The organism is Sutcliffiella horikoshii, from assembly GCF_019931755.1.
GTDB lineage: Bacteria > Bacillota > Bacilli > Bacillales > Bacillaceae_I > Sutcliffiella_A > Sutcliffiella_A horikoshii_E.
On record NZ_CP082918.1, the window covers coordinates 1773173 to 1799833 of the forward strand.

The following is a 26661-nucleotide window of genomic DNA, read 5'->3' on the forward strand; positions in this document are numbered from 1 at the left end:
AGAATGGCTGTACCTTTCAGAAGAACGTCTAAAACTGTAAAAAGAAAGCGTCGTACACACTTTAAACTACAAGTTCCTGGTATGGTAGAATGCCCAAGCTGCGGTGAACAGAAATTATCACACCGTGTATGCCCGGCATGCGGTACTTACAAAGGGAAAGAAGTAGTAAATAAATAATAAAAAAAGCATGAGGCCAGGTGCCTTGTGCTTTTTTTATTTGTCTCGGTTTTTAAGTGTCCTCAAATATTCCCCACTCCCACCAAATATAAGTTAAAATAAACACAATACTCCAAAAAAAGGTGGTCCGCATAATAATGACAGAATCAAAAGTCCACACATACATAGATGATGACCAATTCTACTGGTTTACAATCAACCGTCCCGACAAACGAAATGCCATCGATTATGATGTAATGAACGAATTAAAGTCTACACTAAAGCAAGTAAGAGAGAACCATGACATTCGAGCATTCATCATCACTGGAAGTGGAAATCAATCCTTCTGCTCCGGTGGAGATTTGTCCGTATTCCATGCATTACATACTAAAGAGGAAGCCTATAGCATGCTTTCTAAAATGGGGGAAATATTATATGACCTCATGACGTTGCCGGTGCCTACCGTTGCTTTGATAAATGGTACAGCAATAGGGGGAGGCTGTGAAATTGCGGCCGCCTGCGATCACCGATGGGCTGTTACCCATGCAAAACTCGGATTTGTTCAGGGAAGACTGGGCATAACAACAGGTTGGGGAGGAGCGAGCATGTTGATGGAAAAAATCCCGCATGCGAGTGCCATCAAAATGCTGTCTTCAGCTAGTACTTATACGGCAAGTGAAGCACTGGAATTAGGGTTTATCCAAAAAGTGGTCCCATTCTTCGATTCTCAGTCATTACAAGAAGAGATTGCAGCCTCTTCCGCAGTGTTAAGAAGTTATAAAAAGAGTTTCATCTCCAAGTGGGAACAGACAGCTTTAAAAGAAAGAATGCTAGCTGAAATAGAGCAATGTTCCATCCTTTGGGAACAAGATGAACATCACGATGCCGTAAAAGCCTTTCTAGAAAGTAAGAAAAAATAAGAGAATATAGGGCATTTTACTCAACGCTTAGTCTATCTTTTCTATTACACGCATATGTATAGGGTAAAAAAGTGTGTAAGGGGGATAGCAATATGTCTACTGTTCGTCAAGATGCTTGGACTCAAGATGAAGATTTATTGTTGGCGGAAGTGGTTTTACGATATATAAGAGAAGGTGGAACCCAATTGACTGCATTTGAGGAAGTGGGAAAAAAGCTTTCTCGAACTTCAGCTGCATGCGGTTTTAGGTGGAATTCTTATGTGAGAAAACAGTATGCTACCGGAATAGAATTAGCGAAGAAACAGAGAAAAGAGCTAAAGAAAGAGCAAGCTGCCCCTCAGCAGGTTGCCTTTGAAAATACTTATAGTGCCATTAATAATAAATTGTATGCAGGAGATAACCTGACAATTTCGGCAGTGATCAGTTATTTGAACCATCTAGAGCAATTAGAGAATGAATACACCAAAATTAAAGAAGAGAATCATAGTCTGAAAAAGAAAGTGGAACAATTAGAAGGTGATCTTAAACATTTAGCAGAGGCTAAGCTTGAACTGGAATCGTCCATGAATTTGGTAGAAGAGGATTACCGCGCTTTAATCGAAATTATGGAACGTGCCCGGAAAATGGTCGTTCTGCAGGATGATGAAAAAAACAAAAAAGTGAAATTCCAAATGGATCGAAACGGAAATTTGGAAAGAGTGGAAAAATAGCATCTTTAAATCAAGACCATCCTTTTCTAGGGTGGTTTTTTCAGTTAGTTAATAATAATTATAGTTAAAAGGATACATATTGAAGTATTAGTTGTATAATGAAGAAGTAATGGAATGATCTGGATGGTTCCTGAAAGGAGAGATTTAATGCCTGAAATTCATACTGAGCACCCTGTCCTTCTTTTTGATGGTGTATGTAATTTGTGTAATTCCATGGTGACTTTTGTGATAAAACGTGATCAAAAAGCGACCTTTAAATTTGCTTCCCTTCAGTCTGAAGTGGGACAAACCATTTTAAAGGAGCATTCTCTCCCGCCGGACCAGTTTGATAGCTTCTATTATGTAGAAGGCAAGAATTTATTTACAAAGTCGACAGCAGCCTTAAAAGTGGCAAAAGAATTAGATGGTGCTTGGAAGCTTTTCTATCCATTGATAATTATACCTAAACCTTTAAGAGATTTAGTTTATTCCTTTGTTGCGAAAAATCGATATAGATGGTTCGGAAAGAAAGACCAATGTATGTTGCCCAATTCAGAAATGAAAAAAAGATTTCTATAGGAGAGGAAGAGAGTAATGAGCACTAAAACACGATTGACTGGCTCGATATTTCTTTCGAAACTAATTACGCAATATGCATTTATCCATGAAAAGACAGTGGGGAAAACAGCCGGGGAATATATTCGTCAAATCGGATTGAGAACAGGGGAATGGATTGAGGATTTTTACGGTAACAGAGAAGATGATTGGTCTGTAAGCAAATATGCAGAAGTGATTGTAGACTTAAAAAATTCCATTGGTGGGGACTTCTATATCTCATCAATTACTCCAGAGTATGTCATTGTAAAAGCGAACCGCTGCCCTTTCGGTGAAATGGTAAGGGATGCTCCACATCTTTGTAATATGACTTCTAGTGTGTTTGGAGGAATTGCCTCACGAAAGTTTGGGTACGGGAAAGTTGACTTAAAAAAACGAATAGCCGTGGGTGATCTTGGCTGTGAAGTGGTAATCTATTTTAAAGCAAATGAATTCGTCGATGGTGATGTGTATGAAAATCTACCTCGGACACCTGAAAATGTAGATCCTTTTCAATGGGAAAATGAAACGATTGTGCTATTGAATGAGGAATTGAGAAAAAGTGATGAACTTGTGGTTAGGCTACTGGAAGAACTGGAAAGCCTGAAAAAACAGGTGCAAATGGGAAGAAATTAGTTTAAGAAAAGAAAAGGTAATTGCCTGCATTGCAGCAATTACCTTTTTTAAATTAATCGGTTGAATCCTCTTTAGTGGAGAGTCTTTCTTGAGCCTTGACGCCTTCTGGGTACCACACAAGCGGGTTTTCCCCTAGATCCCTTTCCACATCATATTGCACAGAGGTGAATCCCATGCGGTTCCAGAAATCGGCTGATTTGATTCGCGGGTTCGTTTTGATTGGAAGTCCGAATCCTTTTGCGAAATCGACCAGTTCTTTTCCAAAGCCTTTACGCTGGTAGTTAGACAATACTTCTAATTTCCATAACTCTAAATAATCTTGTCGAGGTTCAAAATATTTATCAAGCTCTTTAGAAACTCGGTACAGGCTCATCCTTGCCACAAGTTTTTCGCCATAATAAATACCGTAGAATGGTGATTCACTGTCATTTTCGATAATGTTATCTTGGAGATCTTCCAACATGGATAGTTCTTGTATGCCGTATTCCCGGAACTGTTTGAATTCTTCCAGTGTTTTATAGTTAATTGATAGTTTTTTAACAGTCATGTACAATTCCCCCTTGAATATCACTAATTGAAGCGCTTACCACTATACTTATTAAGCAGAATGGTTTATTTTAATATTAATTATATAACAAAAAAACAAAAAATTCTGCAATAATTTTAGAAAGCGCTTGCAATTAAAGGAGGAAATCGAGGAATTATGTAGAAATAGTAGTTTGTTAGGGATTTAAATTGCAAGTTCTTTAGAAAGGGGATAACTCCATGCAAAAAATACTGATTGCTAATCGAGGAGAAATTGCAGAACGAATCATACGAACATGTCAACGATTAGGGGTAGAAACAGTTGCTATATATTCTGACGCTGATAAAGATTTGCCTTATGTTCAGCAAGCGACAGTAGCAAGACATGTAGGTGAGGCCCCGCCTCAAAAATCTTATTTAAACGTAGAACGAATCTTGGAAATTGCGAAGGAAGAAAACGTGGATGGAGTCCACCCGGGGTACGGTTTCTTATCGGAGAATGGGGAGTTTGCACAAGCGCTTCAGGATGCAGGACTGACATTTATTGGTCCAAGTGTAGACGTCATTAAATTAATGGGGGATAAATTATCATCCCGCAGAGCGATGATTAAAGCCGGTGTGCCAGTTGTACCTGGTTCTGAGCAGCCTGTTGAATCATTGGAGGAAGCGTTGTTACTTGCAGAGGAAATCGGTTTCCCTGTTATGTTAAAAGCTAGTGGAGGAGGCGGTGGGATTGGTATGCACCGCTGTGAAAACAAACAGGATATCGAGAATACTTACGAACAGACCAAGAAACGAGCGAAAGCTTATTTCAAAAATGAAGATATGTTTATTGAAAAATACGTTGGGAATGCCAAGCATATAGAGGTGCAAATCTTCGGAGATGCTCATGGAAATGTCGTACATATGTTTGAAAGGAACTGTTCTGTTCAAAGACGGAATCAAAAGGTTATTGAAGAAGCCCAAAGTCCGGCTATGAGCGAAGAGACTCGAATAAAGATTTGTGAAGCTGCTGTTTTGGCTGCCAAAGAAGTAGGTTATAAGAATGCCGGAACGGTTGAATTTATTATGGATGAAGAGGAAAACTTCTATTTCCTTGAAATGAATACAAGATTGCAGGTTGAACATCCGATAACGGAGTGCATCACTGGGCTTGATCTTGTAGAGTGGCAACTTCATGTGGCAGCTGGAGAAAGGCTTCCGTTGCAGCAAGAGGAAATCACAAGTGCTGGACATGCTATAGAATTTCGCTTATATGCAGAAGATCCAGTCAAATTCTTTCCTTCACCCGGACTTATTACTAAATGGCACCTTCCAAGTGTTGAAGGAGTCAGAGTGGACAGCGGCTATGGCCCAGATTTAAAGGTAACACCATTTTATGACCCTATGATCGCTAAAATAATCGTTTCAGGTGAAACGAGAGAAGCGGCAATAAATAGGGCTAAAAAGTATTTAACTGCAGCTTCGGTAGAAGGGATTAAGACGAATCTTCCGTTTTTAATTCGTGCCCTTGAGACCGAACAATTTGTTTCGGGACATTATCATACTGGTTTCATTCAGTCGATGAACCCAATTACAACCTAAATATATTACAACAAGAGATCAGGAGGAAATTATGATGAAAAAAGTAGAAGCAGCAATGGCAGGTACGGTTTGGAAAGTGTTAGTGGAAGTGGGCGATGAAGTAACAGCTGGTCAAACTGTTATCATTTTAGAATCTATGAAAATGGAGATTCCTGTGGAAGTGATGATGGACGGGAAGGTAGCGTCCATCTCTACTGCAGAAGGGGAATTTGTAAATGACGGAGATGTGCTGCTGGAACTGGAATAGACTTTTACAACGTTGAGAAGAAAGCGGGGGATTATGATGATAAAAACTACCAATGATTTAGAACAAGAGTTTCAAGAAACGGTTGAAACAATTAAGAGCGGCGGAAGTGAAAAATATCATGAGAAATTAAAGGAACAAAACAAACTATTTGTTCGTGACCGCCTTGCTCTTTTATTTGATAACGGACAATACGAAGAGGATGGACTTTTTGCTAATAATAAAGCAAAAGGTCTTCCGGCTGATGGCGTTGTTACGGCAATAGGGAAAATAAATGGTCAAACAGTGTGTGTAATGGCAAATGATTCTACTGTAAAAGCAGGTTCATGGGGAGCAAGAACGGTAGAAAAAATTATTAGAATTCAAGAAACAGCAGAAAAACTAATGGTTCCTATTCTATATCTCGTTGACTCTGCAGGTGCGAGAATTACAGACCAACTAGATATGTTCCCGAACAGACGTGGCGCTGGAAAAATCTTTTATAACCAAGTGAAGCTTTCTGGAATGGTTCCGCAAATTTGTCTATTATTCGGTCCATCCGCTGCTGGAGGTGCTTATATACCGGCTTTCTGTGACATTGTGGTTATGGTAGATGGCAATGCATCCATGTACTTGGGCTCTCCTCGTATGGCAGAGAAGGTAATTGGGGAGAAGGTAACACTTGAAGAAATGGGTGGAGCAAGAATGCACTGCTCTGTGAGTGGTTGTGGAGATGTTCTCGCCGCTACGGAAGAAGAAGCAATTCAGCAAGCCCGTAAGTACCTAGGATATTTTCCTGGCAGCTACCAGGAGAAGACAAAAGAAATGGATCCAGTAAGCCCTAAAGAAGGTAGGGACCTAACTGATATCATCCCTGTAAATCAAAATGCACCATTTGATATGTATGAAGCTATAGATCAACTAATTGATGCCAACAGTTTCTTTGAAATCAAGAAATTATTTGCGCCAGAGTTGATAACCGGTTTTGCCCGTATGGATGGAAAGGTAGTCGGAATTATCGCTAACCAGCCAAAAGTGAAGGGCGGCGTCTTATTTGTAGATTCAGCGGACAAAGGTGCCAAGTTCATTCAGCTTTGTGATGCATACCATATTCCATTACTCTTCCTTGCTGATGTTCCAGGTTTCATGATTGGGACAAAAGTGGAACGTGCAGGCATTATCCGCCACGGAGCTAAACTCATTGCAGCCATGAGTTCTGCAACTGTGCCGAAAATCTCTGTTGTGGTAAGGAAGGCTTATGGTGCCGGACTTTATGCAATGGCAGGCCCGGCATTTGAACCGGATTGCTGCATTGCACTTCCAACAGCACAAATAGCAGTGATGGGGCCGGAAGCGGCTGTTAATGCTGTATACTCCAACAAAATTAATGAAATTGAAGATCCAAAAGAAAGAATTGCTTTTGTACAAGAAAAGCACCAAGAATATAAAGAACATATCGATATTTATAAATTAGCTTCCGAAATGATTGTAGATGATATTGTACCTGCAAAAGATTTGCGAAGTGTATTGATTAGTCGCTTCCATTACTATTCAAGTAAGCAAATGACATTTAGTCATCGTAAACACCCGGTATATCCGGTGTAGAAAACAAAGATTGTCCAGTGCCCGTTTGAGGCACTGGATATTTTTATGGGCATAGTACTTCAGAAGGAAAAGAACAGTACAATCCCAAACGATAAATTGGTACAATAAGAAAAAACAGGACTAAAGAAGGGGAATCGATGAGAATTGGAATTGTTGGCGGCGGCGCTGTAGGTCTCTTATATGCCTTTCAGCTATCGAAAATATTTACAGTCACTCTTTATGTAAAACGGGATGAAGCATTACAAGCTCTAAAGAGTCAAGGCATAACAATTTTGTATAACGAACATAAGCAGGAAACAAGAAAAGTCGAAGTCATGAAGTGGGAGAGCAATGTCCCTTTAAGGGACGACTTAATCATAGTGGCGACAAAGCAATATGGACTATCAGCTATCCTTCCTGTGCTGAAATTGTGTACAAAAGACCAATCCATCCTTTTTCTCCAAAATGGGATGTCACATATTGACATGCTAGAACAAATCTCTAATCCACAAATTTTATTGGGGATCGTGGAGCATGGTGTGAAGAAACATAATGATTGCACCGTAATGTGGACAGGAAAAGGTCGTACGAAACTGGCAGGTTATCCTGCAACTAAGAATGATCGACACGCATCTGTCTTCATGAATAAGTGGATGAATTCATTCGGGATGGATTTTCCACTTGAAGTGTGCTCAGACTATTATGGAATGATGATTGAAAAATTGCTTGTCAATGCCATCATTAATCCTTTGACGTCTATATTTGATGTTCGCAATGGGGAGCTGTTAACAAACCCTTATTATCAAAACTGCATGAAGCAGTTATATAATGAAATGAATTTTTTGGTCCATGTGGAGAAGAGGAAGCAAATGTGGGAACATATCTGCTCCATTTGCGAGAAAACAGCAAAAAACACCTCTTCTATGAGGCGTGATTTAAATGAAGGTAGAGAAACCGAAGTCGATGCCATATTGGGTTATCTAATGAACTTGGCTGAAAAACAAGGAAAATCAGTACCGTTAACAGAATTTATTTATAAAGCAGTCAAAGGGCTTCAAAACGACGCAAGCTGTTAATACCTCTTATGCAATTTCACCCTGCTTGTAAAATACAAAAAATAATCGAGTAAGTGAAATGAGGTATGTTGAAAATGTCGGGATTTTTAGCAGGAACTTTCGCTACAATCGTTACGCTTCCTATTTTTGCGCTGATTGTGTTTTATAATATTGCTAAGGCAGTAACAAGAAATAATAAAAAGTCCTTTCATTTGGCGATTGATGCATCTACGCTTTTCTTTATCCTGGCCGTACACTATATCATTATCATCATCTGGGAAACATCGCTTTTTTCGGTCATTTTAACTGTATTACTGATAATTGCGACAGTGATGGTTTTGACACATTATAAGATTAAAGAGGAAATTCAATTCAAAAGAGTGTTCAAAGGGTTTTGGCGCTTAAATTTCCTGCTGTTTTTTCTAGCCTATTTTTGTCTTGTGACATTTGGGATTATTAAACGGGTTTTTGATACATTTGCTTAAGCAATATTTTTTGAAACATTGGAAATCAATGCTATACTCATGGAGACATCAACATATATGAACGATTCAGAAAGGACGTACTTTATGAATGTAGTAGAATTAACGCTCCCTACTATTAATAAGTTTTCCTCCGCTTATTTATCACAAAAGGAGAGCATCCTTCCCTTTTTTACATACAATCCATTTTCTGTAGACACATATACACAGAGAAACGATCATTTAAAAAATAGAAGCTTCAGGAGAAGAGAGCTTGCTGCACATCTTCTTGAATTTAATCAAAGGTATCATGCAGATGCCCAAACCTTACATAGCATTGAAAAATTAAATGATAGCCAGTCGGTTGTTGTTATCAGTGGACAACAAGCAGGATTAATGACTGGCCCAATTTATACTATCTCTAAAATAGTCAGTACAATTAAACTTGCCCAAGAACAGGAACAAAAGCTTGGTATACCGGTGGTTCCTATTTTTTGGATAGCAGGAGAAGATCATGATTATCAAGAAATCAATCATGTGAATCTACCGAAAGATAACGAAATTGAAAAACATGCTTTTCATATGAAAGAAGCCGGCAAAAAAATGGTATCAGAGCTTCAATATGATAAAGAAAAGTTACACGCATGGTTACTTGAGATAATTAATTCCTATGGAGAAAGTCCTTATACAAAGAATTTAAAGGAAGAATTAGAGCATGCAATTGAGGTATCTACTACATTTGTGGATATGTTTGCAAGTTTGATTTCAAAACTCTTTAAAGGTACTGGACTTGTATTAGTTAATGCAGCAGACCCTTCCTTGCGTAAACTTGAAACCCCTTATATGCAACAAATATTAATGAAGCAAGGTCAAATTCGCAATGGAATGCTTCATTCACAAAAAGAACTCGAGGAGCAAGGGTTTGCTCCGATGCTGGAAATTGACTCAGAATCCATGAATATATTCTTTCACCAAAACGGTGAACGCGAGCTGTTATGTTGGGATAAAGCAAAACAGATTGCTTATATAAAGGATTCAAACCGTCAGTTTACATTAGAACAGTTAAATAAGTTGATGGAGGAACAACCTGAAAACTTCTCCAATAATGTTGTCACTAGACCGCTGATGCAGGAGTTTCTGTTCCCTACCCTTGCTTTTATAGGAGGTCCTGGAGAAATCAGTTACTGGGCTGAGCTCGGTCGATGTTTCCATTCAGTGGACCTTGAAATGCCGCCTGTTGTACCAAGAATATCTTTGACATTATTGGAACGGCACATTGATCGAACGTTACTTGAACTGGGTGAAAACATTGAAGAAGTGGTGGAAAAGGGACTAGAGGAAAAACGGAAAGCTTGGTTGTATAAGGAAGAACTTGAAACAATAGAAGCTACCTTAACGTCTTATCGTGAACAATATGCAAATGTTCATGATCAATTCCGACAAGTGGGTAATACTACCTTGCCGCATCATCGAAAGACATTCGAGAAGAATTGGAATCTGATTGATAAACAATTCACCTATATCCATCGCTTAATAGAGCGTTCAGCATATGAAAAACATGAAAATATGATGAACAAATATGAACGAGCCGAACTCGCGGTCTTGCCTAAAGGAATGCCGCAAGAGAGAGTATGGAACATCTACTATTTCCTTAATAAGTATGGTCTCGATTTCGTCCAAAGGCTATGTGAATTGCCATTGGAGCATAACGGAAAGCATAAAATAATAAAACTTTAAGAAAACAGCGGGAAAAATCCTGCTGTTTTTTTATATTCTTTTTCTGACAATCACAAATATAGAAGGGAGTCGTAAACGAACATATACTGAAGAATGGTAGCTTATTGTGTTTGTACGGAGTCAAAAAAAGCCAAGTTTGACCTAAATTCGTCCTTTTGTCAAAAAATGTTGTAAAAAGATGAAAAACGAAAAAAAAGTAGGCTTAAAGGATTTTCTTTTAGGGAAGAGAATAGTACAATAAAGTAAGTGGAGAGAAGTGGGGGATTGTGGGGGAAAGTAGAAGAAAGGTGGGAGAGCCAAATGTTCATGGGGGAATATAATCATACAATTGATGCAAAAGGGCGTATGATTGTGCCTGCGAAATTCCGTGATCATTTAGGTGAAACCTTTGTTCTTACCAGAGGCCTCGATAAATGCCTATTTGGCTATCCGCTCTCTGAATGGAAAACAGTTGAAGATAAACTGAAACAATTGCCACTTACTAAAAAGGATGCCCGTGCATTTACACGTTTCTTCTTTTCTGGTGCTTCTGAGTGTGAATTGGACAAGCAAGGTCGAGTGAACATTGCCACCCCACTTGTTCAGTATGCACAGCTGGAAAAGGAATGCGTTGTGATCGGAGTGTCTAATCGAATAGAAATCTGGAGCAAGGACAACTGGAACTCATTTGTGGAAGACTCGGAAGACTCCTTCGCAGAGATTGCAGAAAACCTCGTGGATTTTGACTTATAAAAGGGATTTCATTACATCGAATACTAAGAACAGCCTGGATAAAACAAGATGGTCGGTGAGAAAATACCGATAGAAAAGAAATTGCAGCACCTAAGAGGAAAACAGCTTAGAGCTAGAAAGGCGGTGGAAAATGTTTCACCACGTAACAGTACTACTCAACGAAGCAGTAGAAGGTCTTAACATTAAAGAGGATGGAACGTATGTTGATTGCACATTAGGAGGTGCAGGACACAGTTCCGAAATTGTAAAAAGGTTATCAGACAAAGGAAGACTGATCGCATTTGACCAAGATGACCATGCTCTAGAACATGCGAAAAATGTGTTACATAACTATCTGGACAGGGTCATTTTCATCAAAAGCAATTTCAAGCACTTAAAAGAAAAACTATTTGAGCAGGGAATCACCAAAGTGGATGGAGTGTTGTTCGACCTTGGCGTTTCATCTCCTCAATTGGACACTCCTGAAAGAGGTTTTAGTTACCATCACGAAGCACCTTTGGATATGCGAATGGACATGAACAGTCCGCTTAGTGCCTATGATGTGGTCAATGAGTGGCCATATGAGAAGCTTGTAAGGATATTCTTTCAATATGGAGAAGAGAAGTTTTCCAAACAAATAGCTAGAAAAATTGAGGAATACCGAAAGTCAAAGCCGATTGAAACGACACTGGAATTGGTGGAAATTATTAAAGATGGCATACCAGCTCCTGCTAGGAGAACTGGCGGGCATCCGGCTAAAAGGGTGTTCCAAGCAATAAGAATTGCAGTAAATGACGAGTTGGGTGTTTTTGAAGATGCTATTCATCAAGCAATTGATGTCTTGAAAGTCGGGGGTAGAGTTTCTGTTATTACCTTCCATTCACTTGAAGACAGAATGTGTAAAGTAGCATTTAAAGAAAAAAGTCAGCTGCCACAACTGCCGCCTGGACTTCCAATTATTCCAGAAGAATTTCAGCCGGTACTTAAACTCATCACAAGAAAGCCGATACTACCTAGTGAAGAGGAACTAGAAGCGAATAATCGTGCAAGATCGGCAAAACTAAGAATTGCAGAAAAAGCTAAAGACTAAATATAAAAAAATTGTAGACTAGGGGGAAAGAGAATGAGTAACTTAGCTCACAAAATCCAGAGGCAGCATGAAGAACGTATACAACAGTCGCCAAAAAGGCAATTGGTCGTAAAGAAACGTTCAAAAATCACTCTTGGGGAAAAAATACTTGCCTATATGTTTATCGGTATGCTGGCATTCGGTGCAGTTCACGTTATTACAAACCATGTGAATATCTATCATGTGAATAGCGAAATTCAAACGCTTGAAGGGTCCATTGAATCACAATTAAAGGAAAACCGTGAACTTGAACTTCGCGTAGCGGAAGAAAGCAGCTATGAAGTCATTCTTGAGAAAGCCAAAAACCTTGGTCTGACATTAAACGAAAACAATGTGAAGAACGTAGGGAACTAAATGAGTACCCATAACATCGTTCATAAAAAAAGAATTCACTTAGGAGCAGCAATTCTACTCGGATTATTTGCGTTGCTCTTTTTTCTATTGATTGGGCGATTTTTTTACCTTCAAGCAACCGGAGAAGCACATGGGCATAATTTATCAGCAGAGGCTAGCGAAAGGTATAACGTAAACAAGACAATAGATGCAACAAGGGGGTCCATTTTTGATAGAAGTGGCGACCCGATTGCAGAAGACACTCCTTCCTTCAACCTCGTTGCGGTGTTAGACGATTCATTGACAACAGATGAAAAGAAACCTCGTCATGTTGTTGATCCAGAAGAAACAGCTGCAAAATTGGCATCTGTCTTGGAAGTAGATCAGAGTGACATATTAGAAAAATTACAACTGGATCGTAAACAAGTTGAATTTGGAGCATTGGGGAGAGATCTTCCTTTATCAGTCAAACAAGAAATTGAAAAAATGAAACTGCCAGGGATTGGATTTGTAGAAGGGTCTAAACGCTACTATTTCAACGGCAAATTCTCCAGTCACGTGGTAGGTTTTGCAAGAGCAAATGATAAAGGTGTTGTTACTGGTGTAACAGGTCTTGAAAAAATGTTGGAAGATGAACTTAAAGAGCAAAATGGTTCATTGGCGGTAAAAACAGACAATAAAGGGATCAAGCTCTCTATGGACTCAGATGTATCCTATGTTCCTGCAATCAACGGGAAAAATGTGCATCTGACATTAGATAAGACAATACAGACATTTTTAGAAGAAGCAATGAACAATGTAGTGGAGGAATACGAACCAGAACGTATTATTGCAATTGTAGCGGATCCGAAGACAGGGGAAATACTTGCAATGGGATCCCGACCTACCTTCGATTTAAACACGAGAGAAGGCTTGACGGATAATTGGAATAACGATGCGATTTCTTATCGTTACGAGCCAGGTTCCACTATGAAAATCTTCTCTTTGGCCGCAGCCATTGAAGAAGGGGTTTACAATGGATCTGAACTCTATCAATCTGGTTCTTATAGTCTTCCAAAAGATCCTGTTCCTGTATACGACCATAACAGATCAGGGTGGGGAACTATATCCTTTGATGAAGGAGTACAGCGTTCATCCAACGTAGCTTTTGCATTGCTTGCAGATAAAATGGGTACGGATACGCTGTTGGAATACATCCATGCATTTGGGATGAATGAACCAACAGGCATAGACCTCCCAGATGAGACGACAAGTAACATCAACTATGATTATTACAGAGACCGTATCTCTACGGCATTTGGTCAAGGTTCGGCATTTACCCCAATTCAACAGATCCAAGCTGCAACCGCCATTGCAAATGGCGGGAAAATGATGCAGCCATATGTGGTGGACAAGATTGTTGATCCTAACACAAATGAGGTTGTGTTAGAAAATAAGCCGAAACAAAAAGGCACGCCTATTTCTGAAAAAACCGCTGACAAAGTACTAGAAGTACTAGAATCAGTGGTAAGCTCTGAAAACGGCACAGGACGTCCATACAGTATAGAAGGGTATAAAGTGGCGGCAAAAACAGGAACCGCACAAATCCCTGGACCAGGGGGCTACTTATCTGGTCATGGCGAATACATCTATTCCATTACAGGAATGGCTCCTGCCGATGATCCTGAGTTATTGATGTATGTTGCAGTAGAAAAGCCAAAGATTGCTCAACATGAAAACGGAGCAGGCCCAGTATCGGGAGTATTTAATTCAGTGATGCGTCGCAGTTTGCAATATTTGAGCATCCAACCTGATGAAAATCAACAAAACACTCCGAAGAAGAAAAGTGTCGGGATGAAAGTTCCAAATCTTGTCGGTGAAAATATTAAGGATGTATCTGCTGGCTCTAACGGCCCTGAATATGTGATTGTGGGTGAGGGATCAAAGGTATTGAAACAAACCCCTCAACCAGGCCGTGAAGTCATTGAAGGCGAAAGAGTTATTCTGTTAACGGAAAAATCCCCGGCACTCCCGGATATGACTGGATGGAGCCTGCGTGATGTTCGAAAGATATCCAATATACTCAAGCTTGAAACCGAGATTATTGGAAATGGATATGTACAAAAACAAAATATCATTCCTGGAACCCCGGTGGAACAGGGGAACAATCTAGTTGTGGAATTGGGTTCAAACAGACCTTTACCGCAAACGGATGAGCAGGAAGAAGAAGAAACGGAAGAATCAGGTTCTGAGGAAGATTCTGAGGATAGTTAATTTAAGAGCACTGTTAAAGGCAAAGACCTTTGTCAGTGCTTTTTTATGTAAAAATAATAAAGTACTGTTGATTTCCGTTCCAGGCGCTTCGCTTGCCTGCGGGCGGTCCGTGAGCCTCCTCGGCTTGCGCCTCCGGGGTCTCACCTGTCCCTTCCTCCCGCGGGCGTCTGCGCGCCTTCCACTCCAATCAACAAGATAACTTCATTCATCGAAGGTATATAAAAAGTCATCTAACCGAGTTAACTGAATAAGCATTAACGTTTCGTCTTCTATATTTCTAGCTGTGGATTGGAGCAAATGGCGAAGACTCCTGAGGGAGATAGCGTTAGCTTGAGACCCCTCAAGCGTTGCGAGGAGGCTCAAGCACCGCCCCTAGGAAAGCGAAGCCATTTGCGGAAAGGAACAGCGGCGATTAACGAAATAACTAAAATTAAAGAAATATTCTCGGTTTTATAACAATCTCAGGGTCATTTATTAAGAGCTTCTCTTGGGATTCCGTCCATTAGCATGTTCTATCCTCGTTCGTACAAGCATATATTACTACGAATATTAAAGGGGGTTCATAGGATATGCGGGTATCTCATGTGACGGTTCGGAGAAGGTTGACCATTGTGCTTCTTGTAGGAATTCTACTTTTCAGTATTATTGATTTACGCCTAGGATATGTTCAATTCGCATTGGGGAATATGCTGACAGACCGTGCAAAAGATTCTTGGAGCAGGAATATTCCCTTTGAACCAGAACGAGGAGAGATCCTTGATCGAAACGGGGTTCCATTGGCAACGAATATGAGTGCACCGACAGTTTTGGTTGTACCGAGGCAAATTAAAGATCCAAATGATACGGCTGAAAAACTTGCAGCTGTCTTAAATATGTCCAAAGAAAAGGTGTACAAGCTGGTAACGAAAAGCTCATCTATGGAAAGGATCAATCCAGAAGGAAGAAAAATCTCTCATGAGAAAGCGAAAGAGATAAGAGCGCTAGGGTTAAAAGGGGTATACATTGCAGAGGACTCAAAACGTCATTATCCTTTCGGTAGTTATCTTTCCCATGTATTAGGTTTTGCAGGAATTGATAACCAGGGCTTGATGGGGTTGGAACTATACTACGATGAACAATTAAAAGGAGAAAAAGGATACGTACAATTTTATTCGGATGCAAAGGGACGAAGAATGCCAGATATACCAGATGACTATGAAGCTCCCCAGGACGGATTAGATTTGAGGTTGACGATTGATTCAAAGGTTCAGACAATCATGGAAAGAGAGTTGGATCTTGCACAGGAATTGTATAACCCTGATGGAATCATTGCAATAGCAATGGACCCGAATACAGGAGAAATCTTAGCAATGTCAAGCAGGCCGGATTTTGATCCTGCTGAATTTCAAAATGTTGCGCCTGAGATTTATAACCGGAACCTGCCTGTATGGAGCACGTATGAGCCGGGATCAACGTTTAAAATTATCACACTGGCAGCCGCCTTGGAAGAAAATAAAGTCAACTTAAAAAATGATACGTTTAATGACAGCGGGGCAGCTATGGTAGATGGAGCACGGCTTCGTTGTTGGAAAAAAGGAGGACATGGCCACCAGACATTCCTTGAAGTGGTTCAAAATTCATGTAACCCAGGTTTTGTTGAGCTAGGCCAACGTTTAGGAACCGAAACATTATTTAATTATATAAAGTCTTTTGGCTTTGGTGAGAAGACAGGAATCGACTTGGCTGGAGAAGGAAAGGGGATTCTATTTAAACCTGAAAGGGTAGGTCCGGTAGAGCTTGCCACTACTGCCTTCGGACAAGGAGTATCGGTTACGCCTATTCAGCAGGTTGCGGCCGTTTCAGCAGCAGTGAACGGCGGGATACTGTACACTCCATTTATTGCGAAAGAGTTTGTAGACCCTATATCCGGAGAGATAGTTTCGAGAAAGACACCGGTGGAGAAGAGAAGGGTCATTTCTGAGGAAACATCTTCCCAGGTCCGTTACGCACTAGAAAGTGTAGTTGCCCAAGGGACTGGTCGTAATGCTTTTGTAGAGGGCTATCGAGTTGGCGGGAAAACGGGAACAGCCCAAAAAGTTAAAGATGGTCGTTACATGGAAAATAATCATATTGTATCTTTTATAGGTGTTGCACCTGCGGATGATCCTCAACTTGTTGTGTATCTTGCAGTCGATAATCCGAAAGGTACCGTACAGTTTGGTGGTGTAGTAGCAGCCCCGATAGTTGGGAATATAATGGAGGATAGCCTAAATGCTTTGGGAGTGGAAAAGAGAAAAGGACAAATCGAAAAAGAATTGCAATGGCCGGATGTGCCTCTTGTGGAAGTTCCTGATCTAAAAGGCATGACAAGAAAAGAGCTTCTCCAACAACTAGTTACTCTCAAACTTGATATTAGCGGGGATGGGGATACAGTAGTTCAGCAGGCGCCGGCTCCTGGTACAAAAGTGGAAGAAGGGTCGACCGTTAGGGTCTTCATGTCCGGGAAAAGCAAATCTGATGAAGAATAAAATGTAGCGGATTGGTTTAATTTCCCTAAATAGGATAGAATGGTGAATATGATAATTTAGAAGCAAATTGACGTTATCTTTCACCATCTATCCTTATAGTCTTTCATTCGGCATTTAGGTCTTTAAGTAAGCCAAAGGGGTTTGATTCGTATGAAACTTCAACAATTAATTCAATATCTTCACAGATATGAAGTATCCTCAAAGTATAACCCTGAGATATCTTCCATTGTCATGGATTCCCGTAAAGTCAATGAAGGGAGTTTATTTTTTTGTATCAAAGGGTACACGGTAGATGGGCATCAATTTGCTCAAGAGGCAGTGAATAAAGGGGCTGTCGCTATCATCTCAGAAAAGCCATTGGATGTTCCTGTCCCGGTCATCGTTGTTCCTGACACGATGAGGGCAATGGCTATCTTAGCGGATGTATTCTTCCAACAACCTACACATAAACTTCACTTGATAGGTGTTACCGGTACAAATGGAAAAACGACTACCACTCATATTATCGAATCCATTTTCCAACATCATCAGCGTAAGACTGGAATGATCGGCACCATTTATATGAAAATAGGAAACAAAACTTATCCTGTAAAAAACACCACTCCAGATGCATTAACATTACAAGAGTCATTTCACCAAATGGTTGAAAAGAAAGTAGACACTGTGGTGATGGAGGTTTCCTCCCATGCACTCCATATGGGAAGGGTGTATGGATGTGACTTTGATGTGGCGGTGTTTACCAATCTAACACAAGATCATCTCGATTATCATAAAACGATGGAAGAATATCGATATGCCAAGTCATTGTTATTCTCTTCTTTAGGAAATTCCTATAATCTTGCAAAGCCGAAATATGCTGTCTTGAATGCCGATGACCCTGCAAGTGATATTTATAAAAGAGCAACAGCTGCTCAAGTTATCACTTATGGAATAAACGAAACCAGCGACATCAGAGCGAAAAATGTGAAGACATCCGCTAAAGGCACCACTTTCGACCTCGTGTATGATAATAAAACCGTTCCTATCAATTTGAAATTGGTCGGACAATTCAGTGTGTACAATGTTCTTGCTGCAATAAGCGCAAGTTATGTGTCCAATATCCCCATGGAAACCATCATTCCAGTGGTTGAAAATATGAGCGGGGTGCCTGGACGTTTTGAAGCGATCGAAGCAGGGCAGGACTTTACAGTGATTGTCGATTACGCACATACTCCTGACAGCTTGGAAAATGTGTTAAAAACGACCAAACAACTTTCTCAAAACAACATCTATTGTATTGTAGGATGCGGAGGGGATAGAGATCGTTCAAAGCGTCCCTTGATGGCTGCAGTCGCAGTGAATTATGCGAGCAAAGCGATTTTTACATCCGATAATCCCCGCTCGGAGAATCCGCTTCAAATCTTTAAAGATATGGAAACGGGTGTAAAGGAGCGGCAATATGAAATTGTGGAAGATAGGCGAGCAGCCATTTTTAAAGCAATAGATCAAGCCAAATCCGGTGATGTGGTCCTTATTGCAGGCAAAGGTCATGAAACCTATCAGGTCATAGGTGATAAAGTGCTTGAATTTGATGATAGAAAAATTGCATTGGAAGCCATACAGTCAAAGCAAAGCTCATAGACTGTTAAGGTGTGTATGATTTTATGCAACAATTAGACCATTGCCTAAGGCTTACAATATCCCAGAAATTGAACAGAGGATAATCAAAAAGTGTTGTTTTAACAAGAAATATTAAAAAGATGAAAAAAAGTATTTTCATATCAACCAAAAACCGATAAAATTTACTTTTGGTATAAGATTCATCTTTTTAGAAATTTAAACTAAAAAACGGGTATTATCTGCCGGTTATCATAGGTGGATGATACCTCTAATCATGAGATTCAAGAGAGGAGGGAATAACGATGGAACAACAGGTTATTTTATTTGCTATCGTTATGTCTTTTTTAATTACTGTATTAGTATCACCAATATTTATTCCCTTCCTGCGTAGACTGAAATTCGGTCAAAGTATAAGAGAAGAAGGGCCGCAATCCCACCAAAAGAAAACAGGTACCCCGACAATGGGAGGAATTATGATACTCCTGTCCGTTGCGGTAACAACTCTAGTCATCACAGGCCAATTTGCAGAAACTTCCGTTGAAACATATTTGTTGCTTTTTGTGATGGTAGGGTATGGACTGTTAGGTTTCCTGGATGACTTTATCAAAGTAGTTCTCAAAAGAAACCTAGGGTTGACTTCCTTACAGAAGTTAATTGGACAGATTTTAATTGCAGTTATCTTCTATTTTGTTTTTGTACAATTTGAATTTTCCACTGCGGTCAGCATACCGGGAACAAGTATTTCTATTGAATTAGGATTCTTTTATGTTCTCTTTCTGATTTTTTGGCTAGTTGGATTTTCCAACGCTGTCAATCTGACTGATGGGCTGGATGGTCTTGTATCAGGAACTGCAGCTGTCGCATTTGGAGCATTTGCTATTCTTGCTTGGTATCAGTCACAATTTGAAGTGTCCATTTTCGCTGTTGCGGTTGTAGGTGCGTTACTAGGCTTTCTGGTATTTAACGCTCATCCTGCCAAAGTGTTCATGGGAGATACAGGTTCTTTAGCGCTTGGTGGTGCTATTGCCACTGTAGCGGTATTATTGAAATTAGAAATTCTGCTTATTATCATCGGTGGAGTTTTCGTTATGGAAACACTCTCCGTTATTATCCAAGTCATCTCTTTCAAAGCGACAGGAAGAAGGGTCTTTAAAATGAGTCCTCTTCATCATCACTATGAGCTTGTCGGTTGGTCAGAATGGCGCGTAGTTGTCACGTTCTGGACAGTCGGGCTGTTGTGTGCGCTGCTTGGAATTTATTTAGAGGTGTGGATCTAATATGAAGAAAATCAACCAATATGAAGGAAAAAGGGTTCTTGTACTAGGTTTAGCCAAGAGTGGTACTGCAACTGCAGATTTGTTACATAAGTTAGGGGCAAAGGTGATTGTCAATGACAGAAGTCCTTTAGAGGGGAACGAACAAGCTGAATATCTGCTTTCTAAAGGAATGGAAGTTGTTTGTGGTGGACATCCCACAAGTATCTTTGATCAAAAAATTGATGTTGTTTTCAAAAACCCGGGCATTCCCTATCATAACCCTTTGGTACAACTTGCGACTGAAAAAGGAATTCCCGTTCTTACCGAAGTAGAACTTGCTTATCAAATCAGTGAAGCACCGATTATCGGTATTACAGGATCTAATGGGAAAACCACTACCACTACGCTAATTGACGAAATGCTGGCTGCGGATGATAAATCCCCCCTAATAGCTGGTAACATCGGAAATGTATCGGTAGAAGTGGCTCAGCAAGCGACTGAGAAAGATATCATGGTTACGGAATTGTCATCGTTTCAATTGATGGGTACTGAGTTATTCAGACCGAAAATCTCAGTATTTCTGAATCTTTTTGAAGCCCATCTGGATTATCACGGAACCTTGGATGAGTATGGGAAAGCAAAAGCGAAAATCTTCTCCAACCAAACAAAAGAAGATTATGCAGTAGTCAATGCTGATGATGCCCAAGTGATGAAACTTGCTGAAGGAATTCAGTCGATCATTGTTCCATTCTCCACAAACGAAACAGTTGATGGTGCTTACTTAAAAGATAATTATGTATGCTTTAAAGAAGAGAAGATTATCTCTATAGACCAAATTGTGTTGCCTGGAAAACACAATTTGGAGAACATACTGGCAGCTGTGGCAGCTGTAAAACTTTCTGGAGTCAGTAATGAAGCGATTATAAAGGTGCTTACAAGCTTTTCAGGTGTAAAACATCGTTTGCAGTTCATTGGTGAGCTCGATGGCAGAAGGTTTTATAATGATTCAAAAGCAACCAATATTTTAGCTACTCAAAAAGCCCTTTCCGCATTTGAAAACAATGTAGTTTTGCTCGCAGGAGGGCTTGATCGCGGAAACGAGTTTGATGATCTCCTCCCGTACATGAGTAATGTCAAAGTGTTAGTAACTTTTGGTGAGACAGCGGAAAAATTAATGCGAACAGCTTCTGAAGCTGGAATAAAACAAATAAAACATGTCGATAATGTGGAAAAAGCCGTACCGGTGGCATATGAAATGTCTGAGAGCGGAGATGTCATTTTATTGTCCCCTGCTTGTGCAAGCTGGGATCAATATAAAACATTTGAGCAACGAGGAGACATTTTTATAGACGCCGTGCATAAGCTTAAATAAGGGCTTGGCCACATGTTCAAGAGGCTTTGTTCTGATAGCTTCCCCCTTAGTTGTTGGGAAGCATATGGACAGAGCCTTTTTCTGGCTATTGGCATGAACGTTTCGTTAACGTTAAGCCTCCATCTGCCCTAATTTTTGTAGTAGAGGTGTTTTCACGTTGGCAAATAAGCGATCAACTCCGGACATAATATTAATCTTAACCACACTGACACTGCTTGCAGTAGGTCTCATCATGGTTTACAGTGCAAGTGCGGTATGGGCTGATTACAAATTTCAAGATACATTCTTCTTCGCCAAAAGGCAGCTGCTATTTGCCGGACTGGGTGTAGTTGCGATGTTTTTTATCATGAATGTCGACTATTGGACATGGAGAACTTGGGCGAAATTAATTATTCTGGTGTGTTTTTTCTTACTTGTCATCGTTTTGATTCCTGGAATAGGGATGGAACGGAACGGATCTAGAAGCTGGATTGGAGTTGGAGCGTTCTCGGTTCAACCATCAGAGTTTATGAAAATAGCCATGATTGCATTTCTAGCAAAATACTTAAGTGAAAATCAAAAAAAGATTACCTCCTTCAAAAAAGGTCTGATTCCGAGTCTTTCTCTCGTATTCTTGGCCTTTGGAATGATTATGTTACAGCCTGATCTTGGAACAGGAACTGTAATGGTTGGTACGTGTATTGTCATGATCTACGTTGCAGGTGCCAGAATCAGTCACTTTGTTGGTTTAGGCCTTGTGGGTGTAGCAGGGTTTGTTGTACTGATTCTTTCAGCACCTTATCGGATAAAACGAATCACTTCCTTTTTAAATCCATGGGAAGATCCGTTAGGAAGCGGCTTCCAGATCATTCAGTCCTTATACGCAATTGGGCCAGGAGGATTGCTTGGACTCGGACTTGGTCAAAGCAGGCAGAAGTTTTTTTATCTGCCTGAACCACAGACAGATTTCATTTTTGCTATTTTGGCGGAGGAACTCGGGTTTATCGGAGGTACATTTGTCGTTCTACTTTTTGCATTGCTATTATGGAGGGGAATTAGGATTGCGCTAGGTGCCCCTGATTTGTACGGCAGCTTCTTGGCAGTAGGGATTATTGCTATGATTGCTATCCAGGTCATCATAAACGTAGGAGTAGTAACAGGACTAATGCCTGTAACCGGGATCACCCTCCCGTTCCTAAGTTATGGAGGCTCCTCACTGACCTTGATGTTGCTCGCCGTCGGTATCCTTCTGAACATAAGCAGATACGCGAAATACTAAAAAAAGCCGAAGCCAGCATTCCACTGGTTTCGGCTTTTGTGTTACATATCAGGACATAATATGACAAAAAATAAAAATTTGATTACAATAACTAATATTCGTTGCACATCTTTAACAAGGGATATACTATTAAAGTATTGTGCAACAATGTTTGCACAACTACATTTCATAACAAATACTTTCACCAAAGAAAAATATGTAGATGACAAATAATAACAGGTTTATAATCTAATAACATTAGGGTATGTAAACATAGTCCATTTTTAAATGAATTACATAATTGTCATGAACCAAACTTTAAACCTTCGATGTGATGGGCCGGTGTACCGATATAAACCGAAATGCATAGTATATTAATAATTAACTTTGGGCCTACATCACGATTTTAACGAAGGATTATCTTTCTACTTTAAAAGGTTATGAAAAATGTTATATGAACGTGGATTTAGGAGGATTTTATATGGATGCGTTAGTAAAGGAACTACAAGACAAAGAAGTGGGCAAGGTACTCCCTAATGAACCACTTGCAAATCATACGACCATGAAGATTGGCGGTCCAGCAGATGTACTGGTGGAGCCGAAAAGTTTAGAAAAACTTCAAGAAACAATGGTGACCATCAATAAATACAAGGTAAAATGGACGGCAATCGGCCGCGGTTCCAATCTATTGGTATCAGACCTTGGTATTGAAGGGGTCGTGATAAAACTTGGGAACGGAATGGATCACCTTGAATTGGAAGGTGATGAAGTGCATGTTGGAGGAGGGTACTCCTTAATCAAGCTAGTTACCATCATCAGTAAAAAAGGTTTGACAGGTCTTGAGTTTGCTGGAGGCATACCTGGTTCAGTAGGCGGCGCAGTTTATATGAATGCAGGCGCTCATGGTTCTGACATGTCTAAAGTATTAAAAAAGGCCCATATCTTGTTTGAAGATGGAAAGATGGAGTGGTTGACTGCAGATGAACTGAACTTCTCCTATCGAACATCGATTCTTCAAAAAGAGCGCCCGGGAATTTGCTTAGAGGCAGTTTTAAATGTAGAACAGGGTAATCGCGAAGAAGTAGTCGCACAGCTTCAAAAAAATAAAGATTATCGTCGTGATACTCAGCCGTTTTCTTACCCATGTGCCGGTAGTATCTTCCGGAATCCACTTCCGGATTATGCTGGACAGCTGATTGAAAAAGCCGGGCTAAAAGGACATAAAATTGGCGGCGCGAAAGTTTCTGATATGCATGCAAACTTTATCGTAAACGACGATGGCGCAAAAGCTCAGGATGTATTGGATCTAATTGAATACATCAAGAAAACGATCCTTGAGAAATACAATGTCCAATTAGAAACTGAAGTTGAAATTATAGGAAGAAAATAGTAGTTTTTTTCCGTTTTTTCACCCCACATATGATATAATTATGCTAGAAAATCATTGTAAATTACATGCGTAGCTTCATGGCGCGCGGTGGGGTGAAATTGTTTTTAATGGAAAAAGGGAAAGTAGTGACGCTAGAAGACCGTGTACCTAAAATCAAACAACAGAGAAAGCAAAAGGCTAACAGAAGATTAATCATATATCTTTCATTATTCTTCATTTTGTTGTTTTTGATCATTTACTCGCAATCTCCACTTAGTAAGGTTTCTGGCTTAACTGTAAGCGGTAATTTACATGTAACAGATGAGGAAGTCATAACATTAAGTGGTGTGACCAAAGAGACAAGTATCTGGCGTGTGAATGAAGAAAAAGCAGCTGAACTAATTCAGCAACACAAAGAAATTGCATCAGTGGAAGTTCAGAGGATCTTTCCAAACAGTGTGGAGATCACTATTGATGAATTTAAGCGGATAGCATATATATATGAAACTGGAAACTATTACCCTGTCATGGAAAATGGCAAAATGCTCTCTGTTTTGGATGATGAGGATTCTTTGCCTGATGATGCACCACTCATGCTGAATTGGAAGAATGGTGAAATGGTGGAGAATTTTATAGTCGAGTTAATAAAATTACCTGAATCCATTATCTATTCCATCTCAGAAATACATCATACACCAACCGATATCGATCCTTACCATATAACCATGTTTATGAATGACGGTTATGAAGTAAGTGCAACGATCAGAGATTTCTCGGACAAGATGGCCGCCTATCCTTCCATTGTGGAACAGTTGGATCCAGAAGTTAAAGGTGTCATTAACTTGGAAGTAGGTACATTCTTCAAGCCGTACGAAACAGGTGGAGAGGAAGAGGAAGAAACAGATGAAAGTGACAGGTAAACATGTTGTCTTGTCCTTTGTTTGTCTAGTCCTTGGTTTTATCGTCTCTTACTCGTTTCAACTTACAAACGAGGAAGAGGTCGTAGGTACAGACAGACAATGGCAACGTGATAGGGCAATTAGGGAAACCTTAATCAGGACAGAAGAAAGAAACCTGGAATTGCAAAATGAATTACAAGAAAAACAAGAAGCGATTCAATTCATAGAAGAAGAGCTTGCAGAAGGAGAACAGCTTTTATTCAACTTGGTGGAAGATGTGGAAAAGCTCCGCATGTTCAATGGAAATGTTAAAGTCCAGGGAGAAGGGGTGGAAGTGACGTTAGCAGATGCCTCTTATGTTCCTTCCGAGGAGAATATCAATAATTATATTGTTCATGAAAGTCATGTGTTTAAGGTAATGAATGAGCTGTTTATATCAGGTGCTGCAGCGATAGCAATAAACGGACAAAGAATTACTAAAGACTCCTATATCATTTGCAATGGTCCTGTTATAACCATTGATGGAAATCAATATCCTGCGCCGTTCGTCATAACTGCCATTGGAGACTCAGATGTGCTCATACCTGCACTCAGTATCCTTGGCGGGGTGAAAGATCAACTGGTTGCTGATAATATTACAGTGAAGATGCAAAAAAAAGATCAAGTAGTTCTTGACCCTGTTATTCAATAAGGCTGAATGCATGCTTTGTGGTGAGGTAAGGTGTTCAAGATGGACAAACGTAAATTTAGTTTTACCATTATTACAATTATCGTAGGATTGATGATTGCCATTCAATTTCAAACCGTACAGCAGCCCATTATTCGTGATACGCGTGATACATGGCAACTTAGAAGCGATTTGAATCGGGAGCAAGAAATACAATCACAAATTATCCAAGAAATAAGAAAGTATGACAAAATTCTTCAAGACTATTCCAAAGAACGTGATGAATCTAAAGAGGCTATCGTTCGGGAAACGTTGGAAGAGCTAAAAGTCGAAGCAGGGCTGACAGAAATGAAGGGACCGGGCATAAAGATGACAGTCAAACCATTGTTTGACGAGGATGTCCTAGGTAATATACAGGAAAACATATCTGCAGATCTCCTCAGGAGGTTTGTTAATGAATTGAATTCCTATGGAGTGGAAGAAATAAGTATTGCCAATCAGCGTATTGTTAGCAATACGATAATAAGAGAAATAAATGGCAGGACGAAGGTAAACAATGCGTGGATACCTAATGCAAACTTTGAAATCATCGTTATCACAAGTGACCCGACTAAGCTTTATAATCGCCTGCAAATATCCCGGGCAATGGATGAATTTGCGATAGAAAACCTATTGCTAGAAGTTTCCACACCCATTAATGAAGTAACCGTTCCGGCTTATGACGAGCAGATACGCGTTAAGCATATGGAACCGGTGAAAACCGGGAAGGAGGGGAACTGATCATGTGGCTTCCTCTTCTGGGCTTGATTGTGGGAATCGTATTGGGCCTCTATTCTGAGATACGGGTTCCTGATGAATATTCCAATTACTTATCAATTGCAGTTCTTGCTGCACTTGATACATTGTTCGGTGGAATTCGTGCCCATCTACAAAACAATTATGATGATAAAGTATTTGTATCCGGTTTTTTCTTTAATATCCTGCTTGCTGCAAGTTTAGCTTTTCTAGGCGTACATCTTGGTGTAGACTTATATTTAGCTGCAGTTTTTGCTTTTGGAGTAAGGCTATTTCAGAACATAGCAGTGATAAGAAGAATATTATTGTCAAAATGGTCGCTTTCTAAAGAAAAAAACGAAAAAAAATGATTTTAAAAAAGGGAAAACAT

26 protein-coding genes are annotated in these 26661 nt (G+C 39.9%); 25 read left to right on the forward strand and 1 reads right to left on the reverse strand.

What is annotated here, in order from left to right; genetic code table 11:
• The first annotated feature begins 3 nt into the window (after window positions 1–3).
• From rpmF to K7887_RS09085, 5 genes are all read left to right on the forward strand, one after another.
• Window positions 4–177, forward strand: coding sequence for a 50S ribosomal protein L32 (gene rpmF, locus K7887_RS09065; RefSeq protein ID WP_010193033.1), 174 nt, complete (start codon window positions 4–6; stop codon window positions 175–177).
• Between the two features lie 137 nt (window positions 178–314).
• Window positions 315–1076, forward strand: a complete 762-nt coding sequence (locus K7887_RS09070) for an enoyl-CoA hydratase/isomerase family protein (RefSeq protein ID WP_223493239.1) — start codon at window positions 315–317, stop codon at window positions 1074–1076.
• 92 nt (window positions 1077–1168) lie between these two features.
• Window positions 1169–1786: an RsfA family transcriptional regulator gene (locus K7887_RS09075; protein ID WP_223493240.1), complete on the forward strand. Its 618-nt coding sequence runs from the start codon at window positions 1169–1171 to the stop codon at window positions 1784–1786.
• 147 nt (window positions 1787–1933) lie between these two features.
• Window positions 1934–2344 (forward strand): thiol-disulfide oxidoreductase DCC family protein, encoded by a 411-nt coding sequence (locus K7887_RS09080; protein WP_223493241.1) that lies wholly within the window; start codon window positions 1934–1936, stop codon window positions 2342–2344.
• 15 nt (window positions 2345–2359) lie between these two features.
• Window positions 2360–2995 (forward strand): methanogen output domain 1-containing protein, encoded by a 636-nt coding sequence (locus K7887_RS09085; protein ID WP_223493242.1) that lies wholly within the window; start codon window positions 2360–2362, stop codon window positions 2993–2995.
• A gap of 52 nt (window positions 2996–3047) precedes the next feature.
• Here K7887_RS09085 and K7887_RS09090 read toward each other — a convergent pair whose 3' ends face one another.
• On the reverse strand, window positions 3048–3542 hold the full coding sequence (locus K7887_RS09090) for an N-acetyltransferase (protein WP_223493243.1): 495 nt from the start codon (window positions 3540–3542) through the stop codon (window positions 3048–3050).
• Window positions 3543–3760: 218 nt separating this feature from the next.
• Between K7887_RS09090 and K7887_RS09095 the strand changes: the two genes are divergently transcribed.
• The 20 genes from K7887_RS09095 to K7887_RS09190 all read left to right on the forward strand — a co-directional run bounded on the left by K7887_RS09095 (window position 3761) and on the right by K7887_RS09190 (window position 26641).
• Window positions 3761–5104, forward strand: coding sequence for an acetyl-CoA carboxylase biotin carboxylase subunit (locus tag K7887_RS09095; protein ID WP_223493244.1), 1344 nt, complete (start codon window positions 3761–3763; stop codon window positions 5102–5104).
• A 34-nt stretch (window positions 5105–5138) separates the two neighbouring features.
• On the forward strand, window positions 5139–5351 hold the full coding sequence (locus tag K7887_RS09100; RefSeq protein ID WP_010193042.1) for an acetyl-CoA carboxylase biotin carboxyl carrier protein subunit: 213 nt from the start codon (window positions 5139–5141) through the stop codon (window positions 5349–5351).
• Window positions 5352–5387: 36 nt separating this feature from the next.
• Window positions 5388–6932, forward strand: coding sequence for an acyl-CoA carboxylase subunit beta (locus tag K7887_RS09105; protein WP_223493615.1), 1545 nt, complete (start codon window positions 5388–5390; stop codon window positions 6930–6932).
• A gap of 137 nt (window positions 6933–7069) precedes the next feature.
• Window positions 7070–7987, forward strand: a complete 918-nt coding sequence (locus K7887_RS09110) for a 2-dehydropantoate 2-reductase (protein WP_223493245.1) — start codon at window positions 7070–7072, stop codon at window positions 7985–7987.
• Window positions 7988–8061: 74 nt separating this feature from the next.
• Entirely contained in the window at window positions 8062–8451 is a 390-nt protein-coding gene (locus tag K7887_RS09115) for a DUF3397 domain-containing protein (RefSeq protein ID WP_223493246.1), read from the forward strand.
• A 57-nt stretch (window positions 8452–8508) separates the two neighbouring features.
• Complete coding sequence (gene bshC / locus K7887_RS09120) at window positions 8509–10164, forward strand: bacillithiol biosynthesis cysteine-adding enzyme BshC (protein WP_223493247.1); 1656 nt, start codon at window positions 8509–8511, stop codon at window positions 10162–10164.
• Between the two features lie 300 nt (window positions 10165–10464).
• Entirely contained in the window at window positions 10465–10896 is a 432-nt protein-coding gene (gene mraZ / locus K7887_RS09125) for a division/cell wall cluster transcriptional repressor MraZ (protein WP_223493248.1), read from the forward strand.
• A 130-nt stretch (window positions 10897–11026) separates the two neighbouring features.
• Window positions 11027–11965 carry a 16S rRNA (cytosine(1402)-N(4))-methyltransferase RsmH gene (gene rsmH / locus K7887_RS09130; protein ID WP_223493249.1) on the forward strand — a complete coding sequence of 313 codons (939 nt, stop codon included), beginning with the start codon at window positions 11027–11029 and terminating at the stop codon, window positions 11963–11965.
• A gap of 33 nt (window positions 11966–11998) precedes the next feature.
• Window positions 11999–12358 (forward strand): cell division protein FtsL, encoded by a 360-nt coding sequence (gene ftsL, locus K7887_RS09135; RefSeq protein ID WP_223493250.1) that lies wholly within the window; start codon window positions 11999–12001, stop codon window positions 12356–12358.
• A complete protein-coding gene (locus K7887_RS09140) occupies window positions 12359–14590 on the forward strand; it encodes a penicillin-binding protein (RefSeq protein WP_223493251.1) in 2232 nt (743 codons plus the stop codon).
• A 569-nt stretch (window positions 14591–15159) separates the two neighbouring features.
• On the forward strand, window positions 15160–17097 hold the full coding sequence (locus K7887_RS09145) for a stage V sporulation protein D (RefSeq protein ID WP_223493252.1): 1938 nt from the start codon (window positions 15160–15162) through the stop codon (window positions 17095–17097).
• A gap of 150 nt (window positions 17098–17247) precedes the next feature.
• Window positions 17248–18717, forward strand: a complete 1470-nt coding sequence (locus K7887_RS09150) for a UDP-N-acetylmuramoyl-L-alanyl-D-glutamate--2,6-diaminopimelate ligase (protein WP_223493253.1) — start codon at window positions 17248–17250, stop codon at window positions 18715–18717.
• 281 nt (window positions 18718–18998) lie between these two features.
• Window positions 18999–19973 carry a phospho-N-acetylmuramoyl-pentapeptide-transferase gene (gene mraY / locus K7887_RS09155; RefSeq protein ID WP_223493254.1) on the forward strand — a complete coding sequence of 325 codons (975 nt, stop codon included), beginning with the start codon at window positions 18999–19001 and terminating at the stop codon, window positions 19971–19973.
• A gap of 1 nt (window position 19974) precedes the next feature.
• The gene (gene murD / locus K7887_RS09160; RefSeq protein WP_223493255.1) at window positions 19975–21324 is read left to right on the forward strand and encodes a UDP-N-acetylmuramoyl-L-alanine--D-glutamate ligase; all 1350 of its coding nucleotides are present in this window, start codon (window positions 19975–19977) and stop codon (window positions 21322–21324) included.
• Between the two features lie 157 nt (window positions 21325–21481).
• On the forward strand, window positions 21482–22582 hold the full coding sequence (gene spoVE / locus K7887_RS09165; RefSeq protein WP_223493256.1) for a stage V sporulation protein E: 1101 nt from the start codon (window positions 21482–21484) through the stop codon (window positions 22580–22582).
• A gap of 460 nt (window positions 22583–23042) precedes the next feature.
• Window positions 23043–23951 carry a UDP-N-acetylmuramate dehydrogenase gene (murB, locus tag K7887_RS09170; protein ID WP_223493257.1) on the forward strand — a complete coding sequence of 303 codons (909 nt, stop codon included), beginning with the start codon at window positions 23043–23045 and terminating at the stop codon, window positions 23949–23951.
• Between the two features lie 107 nt (window positions 23952–24058).
• Window positions 24059–24850, forward strand: a complete 792-nt coding sequence (locus K7887_RS09175; protein WP_223493258.1) for a cell division protein FtsQ/DivIB — start codon at window positions 24059–24061, stop codon at window positions 24848–24850.
• A complete protein-coding gene (locus tag K7887_RS09180) occupies window positions 24834–25520 on the forward strand; it encodes a DUF881 domain-containing protein (RefSeq protein WP_223493259.1) in 687 nt (228 codons plus the stop codon). Before K7887_RS09175 ends, K7887_RS09180 begins: the two co-directional genes overlap by 17 nt.
• Before the next feature lie 39 nt (window positions 25521–25559).
• Window positions 25560–26276 carry a DUF881 domain-containing protein gene (locus tag K7887_RS09185; RefSeq protein ID WP_223493260.1) on the forward strand — a complete coding sequence of 239 codons (717 nt, stop codon included), beginning with the start codon at window positions 25560–25562 and terminating at the stop codon, window positions 26274–26276.
• Window positions 26277–26278: 2 nt separating this feature from the next.
• Window positions 26279–26641 (forward strand): small basic family protein, encoded by a 363-nt coding sequence (locus tag K7887_RS09190; protein WP_010193065.1) that lies wholly within the window; start codon window positions 26279–26281, stop codon window positions 26639–26641.
• The last annotated feature ends 20 nt before the right edge of the window (window positions 26642–26661 follow it).

What these genes read in the sequence shown, in the direction of transcription:
- rpmF (WP_010193033.1), top strand. Translation starts at nt 4, where the DNA reads ATGGCTGTACCTTTCAGAAGAACGTCTAAAACTGTAAAAAGAAAGCGT.
- K7887_RS09070 (WP_223493239.1), top strand. Translation starts at nt 315, where the DNA reads ATGACAGAATCAAAAGTCCACACATACATAGATGATGACCAATTCTAC.
- K7887_RS09075 (WP_223493240.1), top strand. Translation starts at nt 1,169, where the DNA reads ATGTCTACTGTTCGTCAAGATGCTTGGACTCAAGATGAAGATTTATTG.
- K7887_RS09080 (WP_223493241.1), top strand. Translation starts at nt 1,934, where the DNA reads ATGCCTGAAATTCATACTGAGCACCCTGTCCTTCTTTTTGATGGTGTA.
- K7887_RS09085 (WP_223493242.1), top strand. Translation starts at nt 2,360, where the DNA reads ATGAGCACTAAAACACGATTGACTGGCTCGATATTTCTTTCGAAACTA.
- K7887_RS09090 (WP_223493243.1), bottom strand. Translation starts at nt 3,542, where the DNA reads ATGACTGTTAAAAAACTATCAATTAACTATAAAACACTGGAAGAATTC.
- K7887_RS09095 (WP_223493244.1), top strand. Translation starts at nt 3,761, where the DNA reads ATGCAAAAAATACTGATTGCTAATCGAGGAGAAATTGCAGAACGAATC.
- K7887_RS09100 (WP_010193042.1), top strand. Translation starts at nt 5,139, where the DNA reads ATGAAAAAAGTAGAAGCAGCAATGGCAGGTACGGTTTGGAAAGTGTTA.
- K7887_RS09105 (WP_223493615.1), top strand. Translation starts at nt 5,388, where the DNA reads ATGATAAAAACTACCAATGATTTAGAACAAGAGTTTCAAGAAACGGTT.
- K7887_RS09110 (WP_223493245.1), top strand. Translation starts at nt 7,070, where the DNA reads ATGAGAATTGGAATTGTTGGCGGCGGCGCTGTAGGTCTCTTATATGCC.
- K7887_RS09115 (WP_223493246.1), top strand. Translation starts at nt 8,062, where the DNA reads ATGTCGGGATTTTTAGCAGGAACTTTCGCTACAATCGTTACGCTTCCT.
- bshC (WP_223493247.1), top strand. Translation starts at nt 8,509, where the DNA reads ATGAACGATTCAGAAAGGACGTACTTTATGAATGTAGTAGAATTAACG.
- mraZ (WP_223493248.1), top strand. Translation starts at nt 10,465, where the DNA reads ATGTTCATGGGGGAATATAATCATACAATTGATGCAAAAGGGCGTATG.
- rsmH (WP_223493249.1), top strand. Translation starts at nt 11,027, where the DNA reads ATGTTTCACCACGTAACAGTACTACTCAACGAAGCAGTAGAAGGTCTT.
- ftsL (WP_223493250.1), top strand. Translation starts at nt 11,999, where the DNA reads ATGAGTAACTTAGCTCACAAAATCCAGAGGCAGCATGAAGAACGTATA.
- K7887_RS09140 (WP_223493251.1), top strand. Translation starts at nt 12,359, where the DNA reads ATGAGTACCCATAACATCGTTCATAAAAAAAGAATTCACTTAGGAGCA.
- K7887_RS09145 (WP_223493252.1), top strand. Translation starts at nt 15,160, where the DNA reads ATGCGGGTATCTCATGTGACGGTTCGGAGAAGGTTGACCATTGTGCTT.
- K7887_RS09150 (WP_223493253.1), top strand. Translation starts at nt 17,248, where the DNA reads ATGAAACTTCAACAATTAATTCAATATCTTCACAGATATGAAGTATCC.
- mraY (WP_223493254.1), top strand. Translation starts at nt 18,999, where the DNA reads ATGGAACAACAGGTTATTTTATTTGCTATCGTTATGTCTTTTTTAATT.
- murD (WP_223493255.1), top strand. Translation starts at nt 19,975, where the DNA reads ATGAAGAAAATCAACCAATATGAAGGAAAAAGGGTTCTTGTACTAGGT.
- murB (WP_223493257.1), top strand. Translation starts at nt 23,043, where the DNA reads ATGGATGCGTTAGTAAAGGAACTACAAGACAAAGAAGTGGGCAAGGTA.
- K7887_RS09175 (WP_223493258.1), top strand. Translation starts at nt 24,059, where the DNA reads ATGGAAAAAGGGAAAGTAGTGACGCTAGAAGACCGTGTACCTAAAATC.
- K7887_RS09180 (WP_223493259.1), top strand. Translation starts at nt 24,834, where the DNA reads ATGAAAGTGACAGGTAAACATGTTGTCTTGTCCTTTGTTTGTCTAGTC.
- K7887_RS09185 (WP_223493260.1), top strand. Translation starts at nt 25,560, where the DNA reads ATGGACAAACGTAAATTTAGTTTTACCATTATTACAATTATCGTAGGA.
- K7887_RS09190 (WP_010193065.1), top strand. Translation starts at nt 26,279, where the DNA reads ATGTGGCTTCCTCTTCTGGGCTTGATTGTGGGAATCGTATTGGGCCTC.